Below are 16001 nucleotides of genomic sequence, written 5' to 3'. Positions count from 1 at the left end.
GCCCCCCCCCCCCACGCCGCCGACGAAGGCGACGAGGCCGAGCACCATGAGCAGCGGCAGGTACGTGGCCGTGCGCTGGCGCACCGACTCCAGGGCCACGCCGGCGATGACGACGACGAGGAGGATGTCGGAGGCGACGATCCGGTCGAGGTTGCTCGGGCCCCGGGCGATGCGCACCAGGACGATGACGGCGGCGACGCCGAGCATCGCGAGGGCGGCGAGGGCGATGGCGTTCACGCGAAGCTCCTTCCGGTGGCGGGGTCGGTCGGCTCGTCCGGGTGCTCGGGCGGGTGCTCGCGCTCAGACACGCGCCCGTCGGTGGGGACGCGTCCGGTGCCGTCGGGGTCGGCGGCGGCCGCGGCCTCGAGCGCCGCGACCTCCTCGTCGGAGCCGATGGCCCGCACGACCCGGGCCTCGACGGCGAGCACGTTGCGGCGGGCCGCGTCGATGGCGCCCTCGCGGCCGACGTCGAGCAGGTGCAGGTAGAGCACCGAGCTCGAGCGACGGGCGTCGACGACGACCGAGCCGGGCACGAGCGCGACGAGCTCGGCGGTGATGGTGAGGTAGAAGTCGGAGCGCGAGCGCAGCTGCACCCCGACGACGGCGTTGCGCAGGCGGCCGGGGCCGAACGCGAGCCGGATGACCTGCCACGACGCCGCGACGAGGTCCCCGACGAACCGGACGCCGAGCCACAGCACGCGCAGCGGCCGCACGCGCCCGGTGAAGACGATCGAGGGCAGCGGGAAGGCGTAGGTGACGAGCAGCCCGACGAGGAGCCCGTTGACGACGTTGCCGAGCGAGACGCGGTCCCAGAGCAGCACCCAGACGACCGCGATGGCGACGACGGCGCGCGGCTGGAAGGTGCGGCGTCGACGGCGCGGCCCCTCGACCGCGGGGGCGGGTCCGGTCGGCGCGGTGCGCGGCGAGGACGGCGGAGTGGTCATCGGCGCACCTCCGGCGGCAGGACCGAGGTGATGTACGGCTGTCGGCTGTGCAGGTCCTCGGCCGCGCGCTGCGTGTAGGCGAAGAGCGGCCCGGCGACGAGCGTGATGAGCAGGCCCACGGCGGTCATCGCCGCCGTCGCCCCGAGCATGAGCCGTGGCAGCGGGCGGGGCGCGCGGGCATCGCCCCCGACCTCGGACGCGACGGCGACGCTCCCGCGCGTCGCCGCGGCCACGGGCGCCGACGCCGTTGACCCGACGCGCACGGTCGGCTGGACGGCCGACGGGCCGGACGCGTCGGCGCTGTCGGCGTCTGTGGCCCCCACGTGTTCGGGGCGCGGCCGCCAGAAGGCCTGGCTCCACACCTTCGCGAGGGCGTACAGCGTCAGCAGGCTCGTGACGACGCCGCCGACGACGAGCACCCAGGCCAGCGGTGTGCCGAGCGCGATGCCGGCGTCGAGCAGCCCGATCTTGGCGAGGAACCCCGACAGCGGCGGGATCCCCGAGAGGTTCATCGCCGACACGAAGAAGAGCACGGCGAGCACCGGCGCCGACGCGGCCAGGCCCCCGAGGCGGTCGAGCGAGGTGGTGCCGGCGTAGCGCTCGACGAGGCCGGTGACGAGGAAGAGCGCGGTCTGGATCGTGATGTGGTGCGCCACGTAGAAGATCGCGCCGGCCGTGCCCTGCGTGCTGGACAGGGCGATGCCGAAGATCATGTAGCCGATGTGGCTGACGAGCGTGAACGACAGGATCCGCTTCAGGCCCGTCTGCGAGACCGCCCCGAGGATGCCGACGACCATCGTCAGCAGGGCCGCCCACATGAGCAGGCCCTGCAGCGGGGAGTCGGGGAACAGCAGGGTCTGGGTGCGGATGATCGCGTAGACGCCGACCTTCGTCAGCAGGCCGGCGAAGACCGCGGTGACCGGCGCCGGGGCGGTGGGGTAGCTGTCGGGCAGCCACGCCGACATCGGGAAGACGGCGGCCTTGATCGCGAAGGCCGTGAGCAGGGTCAGCTGCAGGACGAGGGCGACGCCGGGCGCCAGGCCCTCGATCCGGATCGCGAGCTGGGCCAGGTTGACGGTGCCCGTCGCGGCGTAGACCGCGGCGATGCCGACGAGGAAGAGCGCCGAGCTGATGAGGCTGACGACGACGTACGTCGTGCCGGCGTGGATGCGGGCCGCCGAACCGCCGAGCGTCAGCAGCACGTAGGAGCTGAACAGGAGGATCTCGAAGCCGACGAAGAGGTTGAACAGGTCGCCGGCGAGGAACGCGTTGGCCACGCCGGCCGACAGCACGAGGTAGGTGGGGTGGAAGATCGACAGCGGCGTGCTCTCGTCGTCCTCCTCCTCGTCGGCGTGGCCCTGCCCGATGGCGAAGAGCAGCACGAGGAGGGTCACGACACCCGACACGAGCAGCATGAGGGCGCTGAGCCGGTCGGCGACGAGGGAGATGCCGAGCGGCTCCTGCCACGCGCCGAGCCACAGCACCACCGGGCCGTTCGCGTCGGTCTGCCAGACGAGCACGCCGGCGACCGCCACGGTGGCGGTGAGCACGGCGATGCTCGTGGACCGCTGCAGTCGCGGGGAGCGACGCAGCGCGAGCGTCAGGGCCGCGCCGAGCAGCGGCAGCAGGACCGGCATCGGCAGCAAGTTGGGCACGAGGTCGGCGCCGACGAGGGCGGCGCTCGCGAGGGTCGGGTCAGCCACGGGCGTCTCCTCGGGTGGCGTCCGCGTGGGCGTCCTGGTGGGCGTTCTCGTCGGCGTCATCGTCGACGCCCTGGTGGGGGTCGTCGTCGGCGTCGGCCTCGGCGTCCTCGTCGGAGGTCGTCGTCGACACCTCGGACGGGTCGTACGTCTCCGACGTCGCGTCGGCCTCCGCGAGCCGCTGGATGCGGGCGTCCTCGGCGTCGTCGGGAACGTCGTCGGTGCCGGAGATCTGCCAGAGCCGGTAGGACAGCGCGAGGAGGAAGCCGACGGTGGCGAGGCTGATGACGATGGCGGTGAGGACCATCGCCTGCGGGAGCGGGTCGCTGATCGAGGCCGGGTCCTCGCCGACGAACGGCGCCCGGCCGGCGCGCCCGCTGACGACGAGGTAGAGGACCGCGACGCCGTTGCCGATGAGGACGACCCCGAGCAGGACGCGGACGAGGCTGCGGTCGAGCACGAGCGCCGTGCCGGCGGCGACGAGGCCGACCGTGACGAGCACGAGGGTCAGGTTCGGCTCGAGGGTGCTCTCGATGAGGGAGGGGGCGAGCGAGCTCACGGGTGCACCTCCCCGGTGGTGGCGCCGCTCACGGACCCCGCGGCGACGGGGGTCGTGCTGTCGTCGGGGGCTCCGGCGTCGGCCTCCTCGGCGATCTGCCGGTCGATGCCGGTGCCCAGGCTGCGGACGATGTCGAGCATCATGCCGACGACGATGAGGTAGACGCCGACGTCGAAGAACACCGACGTCACGAGGTGCACCTCGCCCCACGGCCAGAGCGTGAAGTCGACGGCCGTGGTCTCGAGGATCGTGCCGCCGAAGGCGAGCGGCGCGAGGGCCGACACGACGGCGACGAGCAGCCCGAGCCCGACGACGAGCCCGGCGTCGAACGGGGCCGCCTCGTCGAGTTCGTACCGGCCTCCGGCGAGGTAGCGCACGACGAGCGCCAGGCCGGCGACGAGACCGCCGGCGAACCCGCCGCCGGGCTGGTTGTGGCCGGAGAAGAGCAGGAAGAGCGACGCGGCGAGCATGACGTGGAAGACGAGGCGCGTCACGACCTCGAAGATCACCGAGCGCTTCTCCTTGCGCATCGTGCGTCCGCCGGCCAGCCACGTGCCGCGGGTCGGGTTGCTCGAGGGCAGCTCCTTGGCGCTCGCGCTCGAGAGCCGGGTGTTGCGGGTCTGCACGAAGATGAGGCTGGCGATGCCGGTGGCCGCCGCGACGAGCACCGACACCTCGCCGAGGGTGTCCCACGCGCGGATGTCGACGAGCGTCACGTTGACGATGTTCTTGCCGTGACCGAACTCGTAGGCCTGCGTGGGGAACCCGGCCGACACCGGGTCGGTGGAGCGACCGCCGGAGGCCACGAGCGCGATCGCTCCGACGGCGCAGCCGACGGCGAGGCCGAGCCCGAGACGCCAGGTGCGGGCGGGGGAGTGCGGGTGCCGCGTGAACTTCGTCGGCAGCCGTCGCAGCGCGAGGACGAACACGACGAGCGACACGGTCTCGACGAGCATCTGGGTGATGGCGAGGTCGGGCGCGCCGTGCACGATGAAGAGCGTCGAGACGCCGTAGCCGGTGACGCCGACGAGCATGACGGCCGTGAGGCGTCGCCGCGTGACGAGGACGAGCACCGCGGCGGCCACGACGATCAACCCGACGACGGCCTGACCAGCGTTGTCCCACAAGCGGACCGAGGGCAGCTGTCCCTGCGTGACCGCGGCCACCCCGGGCAGCAGGACGAAGACGAGCAGGATGCCGGTGAGGTAGATCGGCAGCGAGCCGCGCTGGGTCACGGCGGTGGTCTCGACCGCGCCGCGGTCGACCCAGCGCAGCGTGCGGGCGAAGGCGCGCTCGCCGTCGACGAGGGCGGGCACACCCGTCTGGGCCCGGGCCACGAGGTCGCGCTTCCAGAAGAGGACGAGACCCACGGCGATCGACAGCAGCGACAGCAGCAGCGGGACCGTGACCCCGTGCCAGAGCGCGAGCGGCTCGGGCGGCGCCCCCTGCGGCAGGGTCTCGGCGTACGGCATGAGCCACGGCGACTCGAGCGGGGCGAGCAGGCCGAGGAGCAGGCTCGCGGTGCCGAGCAGCAGCGGGGCGAGGACGAACCCCGGGTGGGGCACCTTGACCCGCGTCGGGGCGACCCCCGGCTTCGTCGCGAAGGCGCCCCAGAGGAACCGGGCCGTGTAGGCGGCCGTCAGCGCCGACCCGACGACGACCCCGGCGATGGCGAGCCAGCCGTAGGCCGGAGGCAGCGGCACGCCGGTCTCGACGTCCTGCCACAGCGACTCGAGCGCGCTCTCCTTCGACACGAAGCCCGCGAGCGGCACGACGCCGGCCATCGACAGAGCGGCGAGGGTGGCAGGCACCGACACCGGCAGCAACCGCCGGCCGACGCCGGACAGCTCGCGCAGGTCGCGGGTGCCGGTGGCCTTGTCGACGACGCCGACGGTGAGGAAGAGGGTCGACTTGAAGAGGGCGTGCGCCACGACGAGCGCGAGGGCCGCGAGCCCCGCCGTGCGCGTACCGAGCCCGGCGACGGCGACCATGAAGCCGAGCTGGCTCACCGTGCCGTAGGCGAGGAGCAGCTTGATGTCGTGCTGGCGCAGCGCCCGCCAGCCGCCGACCGCCATGGTCAGCAGCCCGAGGCCGAGGGTGAGCACGTGCCAGGCGGGCGCCCCGGCGAAGGCCGGCGCGAGGAGCGCGACGAGGTAGACGCCGGCCTTGACCATGGCCGCGGCGTGCAGGTACGCGCTGACCGGGGTCGGGGCCGCCATCGCACCCGGCAGCCAGAAGTGGAACGGCACGAGCGCCGACTTCGACAGGGCCCCGACGAGCAGCAGCACGACCGCCGCCACGGTGACGGCGTCGAGCGGTGGCGGGTCGGCGAGCAGCCCGGAAATCGAGTAGGTGTGGTGGACGCCGAGGGCGATGATGCCCACGAGCATCGCGAGCCCGCCGAACGTCGTGACGACGAGGGCCTGCATCGCGGCGCGCCGGTTGGTCGAGCTCGCCGGGTTGTGCCCGATGAGCAGGTAGGACAGGACCGTCGTCAGCTCCCAGAAGATGTAGAGCACGAGGAAGTTGTCGGTGAGGACGAGGCCGAGCATCGCGCCGGCGAAGGCGATGAAGACCGACGAGAACCGCCAGATCGTCGGGTCGTCGTCGGAGAAGTACCACGTGCAGTAGAGCAGGACGAGGGCGCCGATGCCGGTGACGAGCAGCGCGAGCACCCACTGCAGCGTCGAGAGGCGGAAGTCGAGGTCGAGCCCGAGGCCCGGCACCCACGGCACCCGCTCGACCGGGCCGTGCCCGTCACGCACGTCGCCCGCCACGGTGAGCAGCCAGACGAACGACACGGCCGGCACGAGGGAGAGGACGGCGAACGCCTTGGCGCGCAGGTACCTCGCGAGCAGGGGTGCGACGACCGCTGCTGCGAGATGGAGGATGAGCAGGTGCGCCACGGCGGCCCCTCGGTCGTCGGGTTGGCAGGTCGTCCACGGCGCGCATCCGGCGATCCGGCGCTCGTGAGCCCCAATCCTACGTGCCGCGTGCGAGTGCCCCGTCGACGGCGGCGTCGACGGGGCACTCGGTCACCGGTTCAGCGGGTCACCGGGGAGCGACGAGGACGTTGAGGTCGCCGCCCTGCTTCGAGGTCGACACGACGCGGATCGTCGTGCCGGTCTTCGGCACGTCGACCGAGTACCAGCCCGGCTGGTAACGGCCCGGGTGGGCACCGGTCGCGCCGTGCTCGTCGGCGTTGACCCACCACGTCTTCGTGTCGTCGAAGACGGGCTGCGCCGGCTTGCTCGCGATCGACCCGGCGACACCGTTGGTGTGCAAGGTGATCGGGTCCGTCGCCTCGAGCCCGAAGGTCGAGTCGTAGGACAGGATGCGGTTGCGCATGAGCGTGCCGTCAGGCCAGTGGCTCAGCTCGGGGTGCGCGTCGACGGGCAGGACCAGGCCCTTGCCCGGGTGCTCACCGACGTTGTTGTTCGACTGCGAGGTGTCCCAGTACGACACGAGCAGGCCGTTCTGGTACGGGTAGCTCTCGACCCAGTCGGGACGCGTGCCGAGGAAGCCGAAGTTGTACGCGGTGCGCAGCGACGCGTCGTAGCCGTCGTACTGGCGGTTCTCGGCGACGTAGGCGTTGAAGTAGCCCTTGACGTACTGCTGCTGCGTGCGCACGAACCCGTTGAAGGTCCAGCCCTCGTCGGCGGTCTCGCCCGAGCCGATGACGGTCCCGTTGAGCGCGACGTCGTCGATCCGGATGCCGGGCCGGGTCTCGGCGACGTCGGTCCAGTAGCGGAACCGCACCTGAGTCGTGCGGGGCGGCAGGGTGCCGGTGAGGTCGACCCACGCGCCCGAGACGCCGGTGATGCCCTGGCCCTCGTTCTGCCCGTTGGGGTTCGCCGTCGTCGAGCGGTTGGTCGCGACCGGCGTCCACGTCGTGCCGTCGGGCGAGGCCTCGAGGTAGGCGTAGTCCCAGTCGGTCTCGATGTCGTAGTTGACCTTCGCTGTCAGGGTGCCCGGCGAGGCGGTGTGCGTCATCGTCGTCTCGATCTCGTCGCCCTGGGTGCTGTAGAACTGCCAGCCGCCCGACGCCGGTGCCCCGATGTCGAGCGACACCTGCTTGTCGGGCAGCACGGTGAACAGGGCCTGCGACTTCTTCGTCGCCGGGACGTTCGAGCCGAGCGTGTGCGACGAGCGCGTGCCGGCGTGGGCGACGTCGTAGAACGGGCCCTGCTTGCCCTGCGGCTGGAGCCAGCCGAGCTGGAAGAGCTCCCACGCGCCCATGTCGGTGGGCGCGTCGCCGATGCCGTCGGGGCCGCCGTCGCCGATGTTGGCGCCGGAGGACATGAGGGTCCAGAACGCCGTGTTGTTCTCGGCGCCGCCGGTGTTCCCGGAGGTGTCGTAGAGGTCGGGCAGGCCGAGGTCGTGGCCGAACTCGTGGGCGAAGACGCCGAGGCCGCCGTTCTCGGGCTGCATCGTGTAGTCGCCGACCCAGATCCCCGTCGGGTTGTTCGGCACCTGCGAGCTCGAGGCGAGGCCGCTGTTGTTGCCGATGTTGACGCCGGAGCCGAGCGGCCCGCCGCCCTGGACATTGGCGAAGGAGCGGTGGCTCCAGATGGCGTCGGTGCCCTGGTTCGGGTCGCCGGCCGCCTCGTCGCCGCCCGCGTGGACGATCTGGAAGTGGTCGATGACGCCGTCGGGCTCGTTGAAGTTGCCGTCGCCGTCGATGTCGTAGCGGTCCTGCTGGTCGAAGGTGCGCAGGTAGGCCTGGACCTCCGCCATCGTCTTGCCGGACTTCAGCTGGTTGTCGACCCACACGGCGAGGGCGTCGCGCACGAGCGCCTTGGACGTGGGGCAGACGATGCTGCCGCAGTAGTTGCGACCGTAGAGGGCCTCGTTGAAGGGCACCTTGACCCACTCGGTGACGTCGCCCTCGACGGAGTAGCGCCCCGAGGACTGCCGCTCGTAGTACTTCGCCATCCGGTTGAAGTACATGTCCTGGTAGTGCGCCCGGTCGTAGTTCGCCTGCCACAGCGTCGAGTTGTCGACGGAGCGGTCCGGCGCAGGGATCTCGTTGTGGCGCGGGCCGGTGACGTCGGTGGCGCTGCCGTCCGGCGGCGGTCCCTGGAAGATCGGGTTGGGGTACTGCTGGTCCCCGAACTCGACGATGACGACGAAGATCTTGTCCGTGCCCTCGCGCTCGAGCTGCACGTACTGTCCCTTGCCCTGGATGCCGCCGACCTTGGCGACCTTGCCCTGGGCCGTGGGGTCACCCTTGACCCGGGCCTGGAGGGCCTTCTGCCGCGCGGCGTCCTGTCGGACGGCGAGCGGCGAGCGGAGGTTGTCGGCGTTGGTGTTGCCGACGGACTTCTGGTTGCCGGATGACCCGGTGTTCGGTGCGGCCTGGACCGGCGACGCGGCGAGCGCGCCGGCGACCAGGGCGCCGGTGGCGACGATGCCGACGACGGCCCGCCGCCCCATGTGCACTGTGTGCCTCACGAGACTTCCCCTTGGTGTGAGTTGTGTATCCCGTGTCGCCGGACCCCCGAGGGGCGACGCCCCAGTCAAAGCCCGGTGCGTCCGCGGGCGAGATCACGGTCGGGGTTGTTACCGATTCGTGACCTTCGGGAGGGTATGGAGCCCTTGCACCACTCGTCCCAGCGACCGCCCAGCGACCGCCCAGCGACCGCCCGGCGGTCGCTCAGAAGGTGACGAAGGTGCGGCGGGCGAGGAAGAAGCCGTGCTGGTGGGCCTGGTCGACGCACGTGACGCCGGACTCCTCGCTGACGCACTGCACAGGGCCCGGCGCCGACGTGCGCGACCCGTACTCGAGCTTGGGAGCGTCCGCGCGGGTGACGGTGTCGCCGTTGCACACCGGGACCGCCCCGCCGGCGGTCAGCTCGATGCGCCCGATGTCGGCCGCGCCGCCCGGCTTGCACGTCCCCGCGCTCGGGGGCGTGACGCGTCCCTCGACCACCTCGCACGCCGGCGCCGGAGCGCCACCGGTGACGACGCACCGCAGGTTGCCGCTCGGGCTGACGAACGCCGAGGTGACGCCGCCCGCCGGCTTGGCGCCGGCGACCCGGGCCGCGGCCTCGGCGAAGGAGTGCGGGGCGCCGCGCTGCGCGCCGGCGGCGAGGGCAGTGGGGACCGCGGTCGACGACGGCGCGGTCTGGGTCGGTACCGGGGTCTCGGTGGCCGGGCTGCTCGGCGCGGGCGTGCTCGGCGGGTCGACGAGGACCGTCACGGTCTTGGGCGCCGACGGGATGTCGGTGACGCCGCAGCCGGCGAGCAGGAGGGCCACGAGGGCCGTGCCGATGCCGAACGCGGCGCGCGCCGCGGGGCGCGCGCCGACCGCGGCACCGCGGGCGGGAGGGGTCGACCGGCCGTGCATGCGCCCGAGTCTGGCACGCCGCCCGCCGCCCCGCCTCCGCGGCGACGTGACCCGTCGTCGCCCGGGCGGCGGCCGGCGTCGGGGACGCCGAGGTCGGTGACCTACCCTTGGGAGGTGCTCCGCCGACTGCTCACCCCACGCTGGGTGGCCTCCCTCGCGGGCCTGCTCGTCGTCGTCGCGGCGTGTGTCCTGCTCGGGATGTGGCAGCTCGGCGTCGCCCGCGACAACGGTCGACAGGACGCCATCGCCGCCGCTGCGACGATGACCCGCGAGCCCCTCGCGGACGTCACCGCACCGCACCGCGCCTTCCCGCCGGAGCTGTCCAACCGCCCCGTCACCGTCACCGGCCGCTACGACGCGTCCCGCTCGTTCGTCGTCGTCGACCGACGCCTCGGCGACCGCAGCGGCTCGTGGGTCGTCACCCCGCTCGACACCGGGGCCGGCACCGTGGCGGTGCTGCGTGGCTTCGTCGCCGGCGCCCCGGGCGCGGCCCCGACGCCGCCGGCCGGGCCCGTCACGGTCCTGGGCACGCTCGGCCCGGGGGAGTCCCCCCGCACCGGCGACCCCCTGCAGGGAGAGCAGCGACGCTCGATCGACCTCGCCGAGCTCGTCAACGAGTGGCCCGGCGACCTCTACGACGCCGTCGTCTTCGCCTCGGCCGAGCACGCGGGCACCGACGCGTCGGGCGCCACCCTGACCGACGCCGCCCTCACCCGCGTCCCGCCACCGACGCTCGACACCCCGCTCAACCTGCGCAACGCGGCCTACGCCGTGCAGTGGTGGGTCTTCGGCGTCTTCGCGATCTGGATGTTCTGGAAGATGCTCCGCGCCGAGGAGGACGCGGACGAGGACGTCGCCCCCGCAGCCCCGGCCTCCCCGATCCCCAGCACGACCGACAGCACGACCGACAGCACGACCGACAGCACGACCGACAGCACGACCGACAGCACGACCGACAGCACGAGAGAGAGCGCCACGACGTGAGCACCTACCCGCAGGCCCTCGCCAAGCCGAAGCAGATCCGCTCGGCCCTGTCCGCCTACCGCGTCCTCGCGATCGTCGCCGGCATCGCGCTGTTCGTGCTCATCCTCGAGATGGTCATGAAGTACGCGCTGCACCAGACGAACGTGCTGACGCAGTACTGGAGCCCGATCCACGGCGTCATCTACATGGGCTACGCGGCGTCGGTCGCCAACCTCGGCCTCAAGGTCGGGTGGAGCCCGCTGCGCATCATCCGCAACCTCCTCGCCGGGTTCGTGCCCGTCCTGCCGTGGGTGGCCGAGCGCCGCAACACGGCCGAGATCGAGGGGATGCTCGCCCGGACCTATGCCGCGGGTGACGGCGCGCACGCGGACGCCGGGGCCTGAGCGGGTCCGGAGCCCCTGACGCGAGCCACTAGGCTGTCCGCGTGACCGACGCGCACGACCTGCAGAGCCATCCCGTCCTCGTCGTCGACTTCGGCGCCCAGTACGCCCAGCTCATCGCCCGCCGGGTGCGTGAGGCGAACGTGTACAGCGAGGTCGTGCCGCACTCCATGGCGGTGAGCGACATGCTCGCCAAGGAGCCGGCGGCGATCATCCTGTCCGGCGGCCCGAGCTCGGTCTACGAGGACGGCGCCCCGCGGCTCGACCCGGCGCTGCTCGAGGCCGGCGTCCCGGTCTTCGGCATGTGCTACGGCTTCCAGTCGATGGCCCAGGCCCTCGGCGGCACCGTCGCCCGCACGGGCGCCCGCGAGTACGGCAAGACCAACGCCGCCATCAGCGGCACCGGCTCGACGCTCTTCTCCGGTCAGCCGGCGAGCCAGGTCGTCTGGATGTCGCACGGCGACTCCGTCACGGAGGCCCCGCAGGGCTCCGCCGTCACGGCCTCGACCGCCGGCACGCCGGTGGCCGCCATCGAGGACGACGCGCGTCGCCTCTACGGCGTCCAGTGGCACCCCGAGGTGCTGCACTCCGAGCAGGGCCAGCGCGTCCTCGAGAACTTCCTCTGGAAGGGCGCCGGCATCGCCCCCGAGTGGACCGCCTCGAACGTCGTCGACGACCTCGTCGAGTCCGTCCGCGAGCAGGTCGGGCAGGACCGCGTCCTCTGCGCCCTCTCCGGTGGCGTCGACTCCTCCGTCGCGGCAGCCCTCGTGCAGAAGGCGGTCGGCGACCAGCTGACGTGCGTCTTCGTCGACCACGGCCTGCTCCGTGAGGGCGAGGCCGAGCAGGTCGAGAAGGACTTCGTCGAGGCCACCGGCGTCGACCTCGTCGTCGTCGACGCGCGCGAGCGCTTCCTCGACGCGCTCGCCGGGGTCACCGACCCCGAGACGAAGCGCAAGATCATCGGCGAGCAGTTCATCCGCGTCTTCGAGCAGGCCGCGCGCGACGTCGTCCACGACCGCGGCGACGAGGAGCACCCCGTCAAGTGGCTCGTCCAGGGCACGCTCTACCCCGACGTCGTCGAGTCGGGCGGCGGTGAGGGCGCGGCCAACATCAAGAGCCACCACAACGTCGGCGGCCTGCCCGACGACCTCCAGTTCTCCCTCATCGAGCCGCTGCGCACCCTCTTCAAGGACGAGGTCCGCCAGGTCGGCCTCGAGCTCGGCGTGCCCGAGGTCATCGTGTGGCGCCAGCCGTTCCCCGGTCCGGGCCTCGGCATCCGCATCATCGGGGCCGTCGACGCCGAGCGCCTCGCGGTGCTGCGCCGGGCCGACGCCATCGCCCGCGAGGAGCTGACGAAGGCCGGACTCGACCGAGACATCTGGCAGTGCCCCGTCGTGCTGCTCGCCGACGTCCGGTCGGTCGGCGTCCAGGGCGACGGCCGCACCTACGGGCACCCCGTGGTGCTGCGGCCGGTCGCATCCGAGGACGCCATGACCGCCGACTGGGCACGGGTGCCCTACGACGTCCTCGCCACGATCTCGACCCGCATCACCAACGAGGTCGAAGAGGTCAACCGCGTCGTCCTCGACGTCACGAGCAAGCCGCCGGGCACCATCGAGTGGGAGTGACCGGCGCGGGCCGTGACGGCCCGCGGCGAGACCCGTGGGCGGTGACGGTGCCGCTGGTGCTCCTCGTCGCGCTCGTGGCGCTGACCGTCGGCGTCGTGCGCGAGGGGCGGGTCTACCGCCTCGACGACGCCGTCCTGGCCCTGACGCCGGGAGAGACCGGCGGGCCCACGCTGCCCCATGTGCTGGCCTTCCTCGTCGTCGACCTCGCGACCCCTGCCGTCGGCGTCGCGGTCGTCCTGCTCGTCGCCACCTGGCTGTCCTGGCGACGCAGGTCACCCGCGCCCGTCGTGGTCGCGGTCCCGGCGATCGTGCTGCTGACGACCACGGTGCTCGTCGGCAAGGCCGTCATCGACCGCGCGGCACCGGGCTTCGACGCCGTCGTCGTGCACGACGGGTCCTACCCGTCCGGGCACACGGCCACGGCTCTCGTGTGCGCCGGCGTGCTCGCCGAGATCGTGTCACGGCTACGGCCCCACCGGCGCCGCGCGGCGTGGACCGCGGCCGCCGTCTGGACCCTGCTCGTCGTGCTCGGCCTGCTCTGGCTGCACTTCCACTGGCTCAGCGACGTCGTCGGGTCGGTGCTGCTCGGCTCGCTCGTCCTGTGGCTGCTGCTGCGCTGGCCGTGGCGGCTCGGCGAGCGGATCGCCCGACACTAGGGTGGAGCCCATGTGTGGAATCAGCGGGCATCTCGGGGCTGACGGCGACGGCGACCTCGTGCGGCGGATGGCCGACTGCGGTCACGGCACCAACGGCACCCAGGGCAGCGACGTCACGGTCCTCGAATCCGGCGGCGTCGCGCTCGCGCTGCGCGCGATCGGCGGGGCGCCGAAGGACACGTCCGACGCGTCCGTCGCCCGTACGCCCACGGGGCGCCACACCCTCCTGCTCGACGGCGACCTGCTCGACACCGCCGACGTCCGCTCCGAGCTGACGACGCTCGGGCACGACCTCGCCTCCGGCTCCGACGCCGAGGTCGCCCTCGGCGCGTGGGTCGAGTGGGGCCCCTCGGGCCTGGACCGGCTGCGCGGCGAGTTCGCCGTCGTCGTGTGGGACGCCGAGACCGGCACCCTGTCGGCGGCGCGCGACCCGTTCGGCACGCGGCCGCTGCACGTGTGCCGCGTCGACGACGGTTGGCTCGTGTCGAGCGACATCCGTGGCATCCTCGCCAGCGGCCGCTACGACAAGCGGCCGAACGACCGCGCCATCTACCGCTACCTGCGCTTTCGGGTCCACGACGACGGCGCCGACACCTTCTTCGCCGGCATCGAGCGCGTCCTGCCCGGCCAGGTCGTGACGCTGCGCGCCGACGCCACGAGCGCCGAGCGCACCGGCTGGTCGCGACTGCGCGCCGAGCTCGAGGACGCCGCACGGTCGCCGCGCCCCTGGTCGCCCGAGCTGGCGACCCGGCTGCGCGAGCACCTGTCCACGGCGGTGCGCCGCCGGGTCGGCTCCGACGGCCGCGTCGGCACGACACTGTCCGGGGGCATCGGCTCGGCCGCTCTCACCGCGCTGCTCGCCGGCAACGACGGCCGCACCGGCCTGGCGCCCGACGGCATCGACGCGTGGACCGCCGCCTACCCCGACACCGCCGCCGACGAGACCGCTCACGTCGCAGCCGTGCTCGCGGCCGTCGGCGCGCGCGTCGACGCCCACCGCGTCGAGCCCACGTCGGCCGAGTTCAAGAAGGACATGCGCGAGCTGGTCCGGGCCCAGGAGGAGCCGATCGGCTCGTCCGGCGCGTACACCCAGTACCGGCTGCTGCGTGAGGCCGCCGGCGTCGACGGCACCGTCCTCGACGGCACCGGCACCGACGAGCTGCTCGCCGGCTTCGGCGCGCACCACCTCGTGCACCTGCGCGAGCTGCGGGCGTCCGACGCGCGCGCCGCGGCGTCCGAGCTCGGACGGTCCGCCGAGGTGCTGCTGCGTCGTGGCCGCCCGCTCGTGACCGATCGGCTGCGCCGGCGCCGCCGGATCCCGGTCGAGTCGCTGCTGTCGCCCGCGTTCGTCGCGGCGAACGCGTCGGAGCAGTTCGTCTCCGAGGACTCGAGCCTGCGCGCGCGGCTCCTCGACGACCTGCTGCGCGGATCGCTGCCGGCGCGCCTGCGCGTCGCCGACCGGAACGCCCGCGCCACCGGGGTGCCGGTGCGGATGCCGTTCGTCGACCGCGACCTCGCCCGGTTCGTCTTCTCGCTGCCCGACGAGGCGTTCGTCACCGGCGGCGTCGGCAAGCGGGTGCTGCGCGAGTCGGTCCGCGGGCTCGTGCCCGACTCCGTGCTCGACCGCCGCGACAAGGTCGGGGCCGTCACGCCGCAGAGCGAGTGGTTCATGGTGCTGAAGAACCACATCTACGGCGAGTTCCTGTCCGAGTCGTTCGCGAACCGTCCCTACGTCGACCAGACCGCCGTGCTCGAGGCCTTCGAGGGCTGGATCAAGGGCACGAACACCGTCGACTCCGACACGATCTGGCGCCTGCTCAACCTCGAGCTGTGGCTCCAGGAGTTCTTCGACGAGCGCGAGCCGGAGCCCGAGGGCGAGCCACGCGTCAAGACCGACTACGAGCCGAACGCCCGCAAGCAGCTCGACCTCACCACCGACGACGGCACGCCCGTGCGCCGCTACCCGCTGCGCACCGAGCTGTTCACCCGCGAGGACCCGCTCGTCGACAAGGCGCTGTCCTACGTCACGCGCTTCTTCGACGGCCTGCCGGCCGCGGGGGACGAGCACGCCGCCGCGACCACCGGCCGCTGGTACTACTTCATCTCCGAGAAGATCGTCGCCATCACCCAGGGCCGCTCGTACTTCATCTGGGACATCAAGGTCGGCCGCTCGGCACGCGTGCTGTCCCGCTACGTCACGCGCACCCCCGCCGGTATCGGGCTCGGCTCGCCGTTCACGATGCAGCTGGCCATCGAGGAGGCCGGCCTGCCGCGCGTGGTCTTCGCTGCCGCAGGCGGATTCGTCGGCAAGCTGATCGGGCGCAAGGGCCTGTTCTACGACCTCGTCGGCGGCGACATCCGCGCCATCGACGGGCCGACCGAGTACTCGGTGTACCCGGCGAACGTGTCGGCCAAGCTCGGCCCGAAGGACCCCGACGAGGTCGCCGCGCGCATCTCGGCCGCGATCCGCGAGCGGGTGCCCGAGCCGTGGCGCTCGACCTTCGGTGGCACGGTCGTCATGGACGCCAACGACATCGGCCGCAACGTGCTCGGCAAGGACGCCCCCGGCTCCAAGGAGCGCTACGAGCTGATGTTCGCCGACAACCCGCTCGGCCAGGGCTCGGAGCAGACCCCGATGGCGGTCGTCTTCGAGCGCCCCACCGACGCCTGACGCGTCGGGCGTCGGAGGTCTTCGCCCCACCGGCGACCGTTGGTCGCCGGTGGGCCGTGAAAAGCGTCGCGACACGCCGGGGAGGGGCGACGCGGTGACCAACGGTCGTCCGGCGGCGTCCCGACGCCGG

Annotated in this window: 12 protein-coding genes; 5 read left to right on the top strand and 7 right to left on the bottom strand. The window is 72.8% G+C overall.

Translation table 11 applies throughout. The annotated features are described in order from the left end of the window. From RY076_RS18820 to RY076_RS18790, 7 genes are all read right to left on the bottom strand, one after another. Positions 1-237, bottom strand: a 237-nt coding sequence (locus RY076_RS18820; protein ID WP_323100750.1) for a monovalent cation/H+ antiporter complex subunit F, incomplete at its 3' end; no start/stop codon positions are given. After that, positions 234-944, bottom strand: coding sequence for a Na+/H+ antiporter subunit E (locus tag RY076_RS18815; RefSeq protein ID WP_323100748.1), 711 nt, complete (start codon positions 942-944; stop codon positions 234-236). The genes RY076_RS18815 and RY076_RS18820, both read right to left, overlap by 4 nt. Beyond that, the gene (locus RY076_RS18810; RefSeq protein ID WP_413785798.1) at positions 941-2581 is read right to left on the bottom strand and encodes a Na+/H+ antiporter subunit D; all 1641 of its coding nucleotides are present in this window, start codon (positions 2579-2581) and stop codon (positions 941-943) included. The genes RY076_RS18815 and RY076_RS18810 overlap by 4 nt, the downstream gene beginning before the upstream one ends. 58 nt (positions 2582-2639) lie before the next feature. Continuing rightward, positions 2640-3203 (bottom strand): Na(+)/H(+) antiporter subunit C, encoded by a 564-nt coding sequence (locus tag RY076_RS18805; RefSeq protein WP_323100745.1) that lies wholly within the window; start codon positions 3201-3203, stop codon positions 2640-2642. Further along, entirely contained in the window at positions 3200-6109 is a 2910-nt protein-coding gene (locus RY076_RS18800) for a Na+/H+ antiporter subunit A (RefSeq protein ID WP_323100744.1), read from the bottom strand. Before RY076_RS18800 ends, RY076_RS18805 begins: the two co-directional genes overlap by 4 nt. Before the next feature lie 145 nt (positions 6110-6254). Then, positions 6255-8657, bottom strand: a complete 2403-nt coding sequence (locus RY076_RS18795; RefSeq protein WP_323100743.1) for an immune inhibitor A domain-containing protein — start codon at positions 8655-8657, stop codon at positions 6255-6257. A 202-nt stretch (positions 8658-8859) separates the two neighbouring features. Continuing rightward, a complete protein-coding gene (locus RY076_RS18790; protein ID WP_323100742.1) occupies positions 8860-9552 on the bottom strand; it encodes a hypothetical protein in 693 nt (230 codons plus the stop codon). A gap of 114 nt (positions 9553-9666) precedes the next feature. Here RY076_RS18790 and RY076_RS18785 point away from each other — a divergent pair, with 114 nt between their 5' ends. From RY076_RS18785 to RY076_RS18765, 5 genes are read left to right on the top strand one after another with little or no spacing between them, the layout of a single operon-like run. Then, positions 9667-10536 carry an SURF1 family protein gene (locus tag RY076_RS18785; RefSeq protein ID WP_323100741.1) on the top strand — a complete coding sequence of 290 codons (870 nt, stop codon included), beginning with the start codon at positions 9667-9669 and terminating at the stop codon, positions 10534-10536. After that, the gene (locus RY076_RS18780) at positions 10533-10919 is read left to right on the top strand and encodes a DUF3817 domain-containing protein (protein WP_323100739.1); all 387 of its coding nucleotides are present in this window, start codon (positions 10533-10535) and stop codon (positions 10917-10919) included. Before RY076_RS18785 ends, RY076_RS18780 begins: the two co-directional genes overlap by 4 nt. A 41-nt stretch (positions 10920-10960) precedes the next feature. Next, positions 10961-12544 (top strand): glutamine-hydrolyzing GMP synthase, encoded by a 1584-nt coding sequence (guaA, locus tag RY076_RS18775; protein WP_323100738.1) that lies wholly within the window; start codon positions 10961-10963, stop codon positions 12542-12544. Positions 12545-12585: 41 nt separating this feature from the next. Next, complete coding sequence (locus RY076_RS18770) at positions 12586-13200, top strand: phosphatase PAP2 family protein (protein WP_323100736.1); 615 nt, start codon at positions 12586-12588, stop codon at positions 13198-13200. 10 nt (positions 13201-13210) lie between these two features. Further along, positions 13211-15871 carry an asparagine synthase-related protein gene (locus tag RY076_RS18765; protein WP_323100734.1) on the top strand — a complete coding sequence of 887 codons (2661 nt, stop codon included), beginning with the start codon at positions 13211-13213 and terminating at the stop codon, positions 15869-15871. The last annotated feature ends 130 nt before the right edge of the window (positions 15872-16001 follow it).

The organism is Intrasporangium zincisolvens (assembly GCF_034724055.1).
In the GTDB taxonomy this organism is placed as follows: Bacteria; Actinomycetota; Actinomycetes; order Actinomycetales; family Dermatophilaceae; genus Monashia; species Monashia zincisolvens.
Note: the sequence above shows the minus strand (reverse complement) of the source record. Positions and strands in the feature narration are given on the sequence as shown.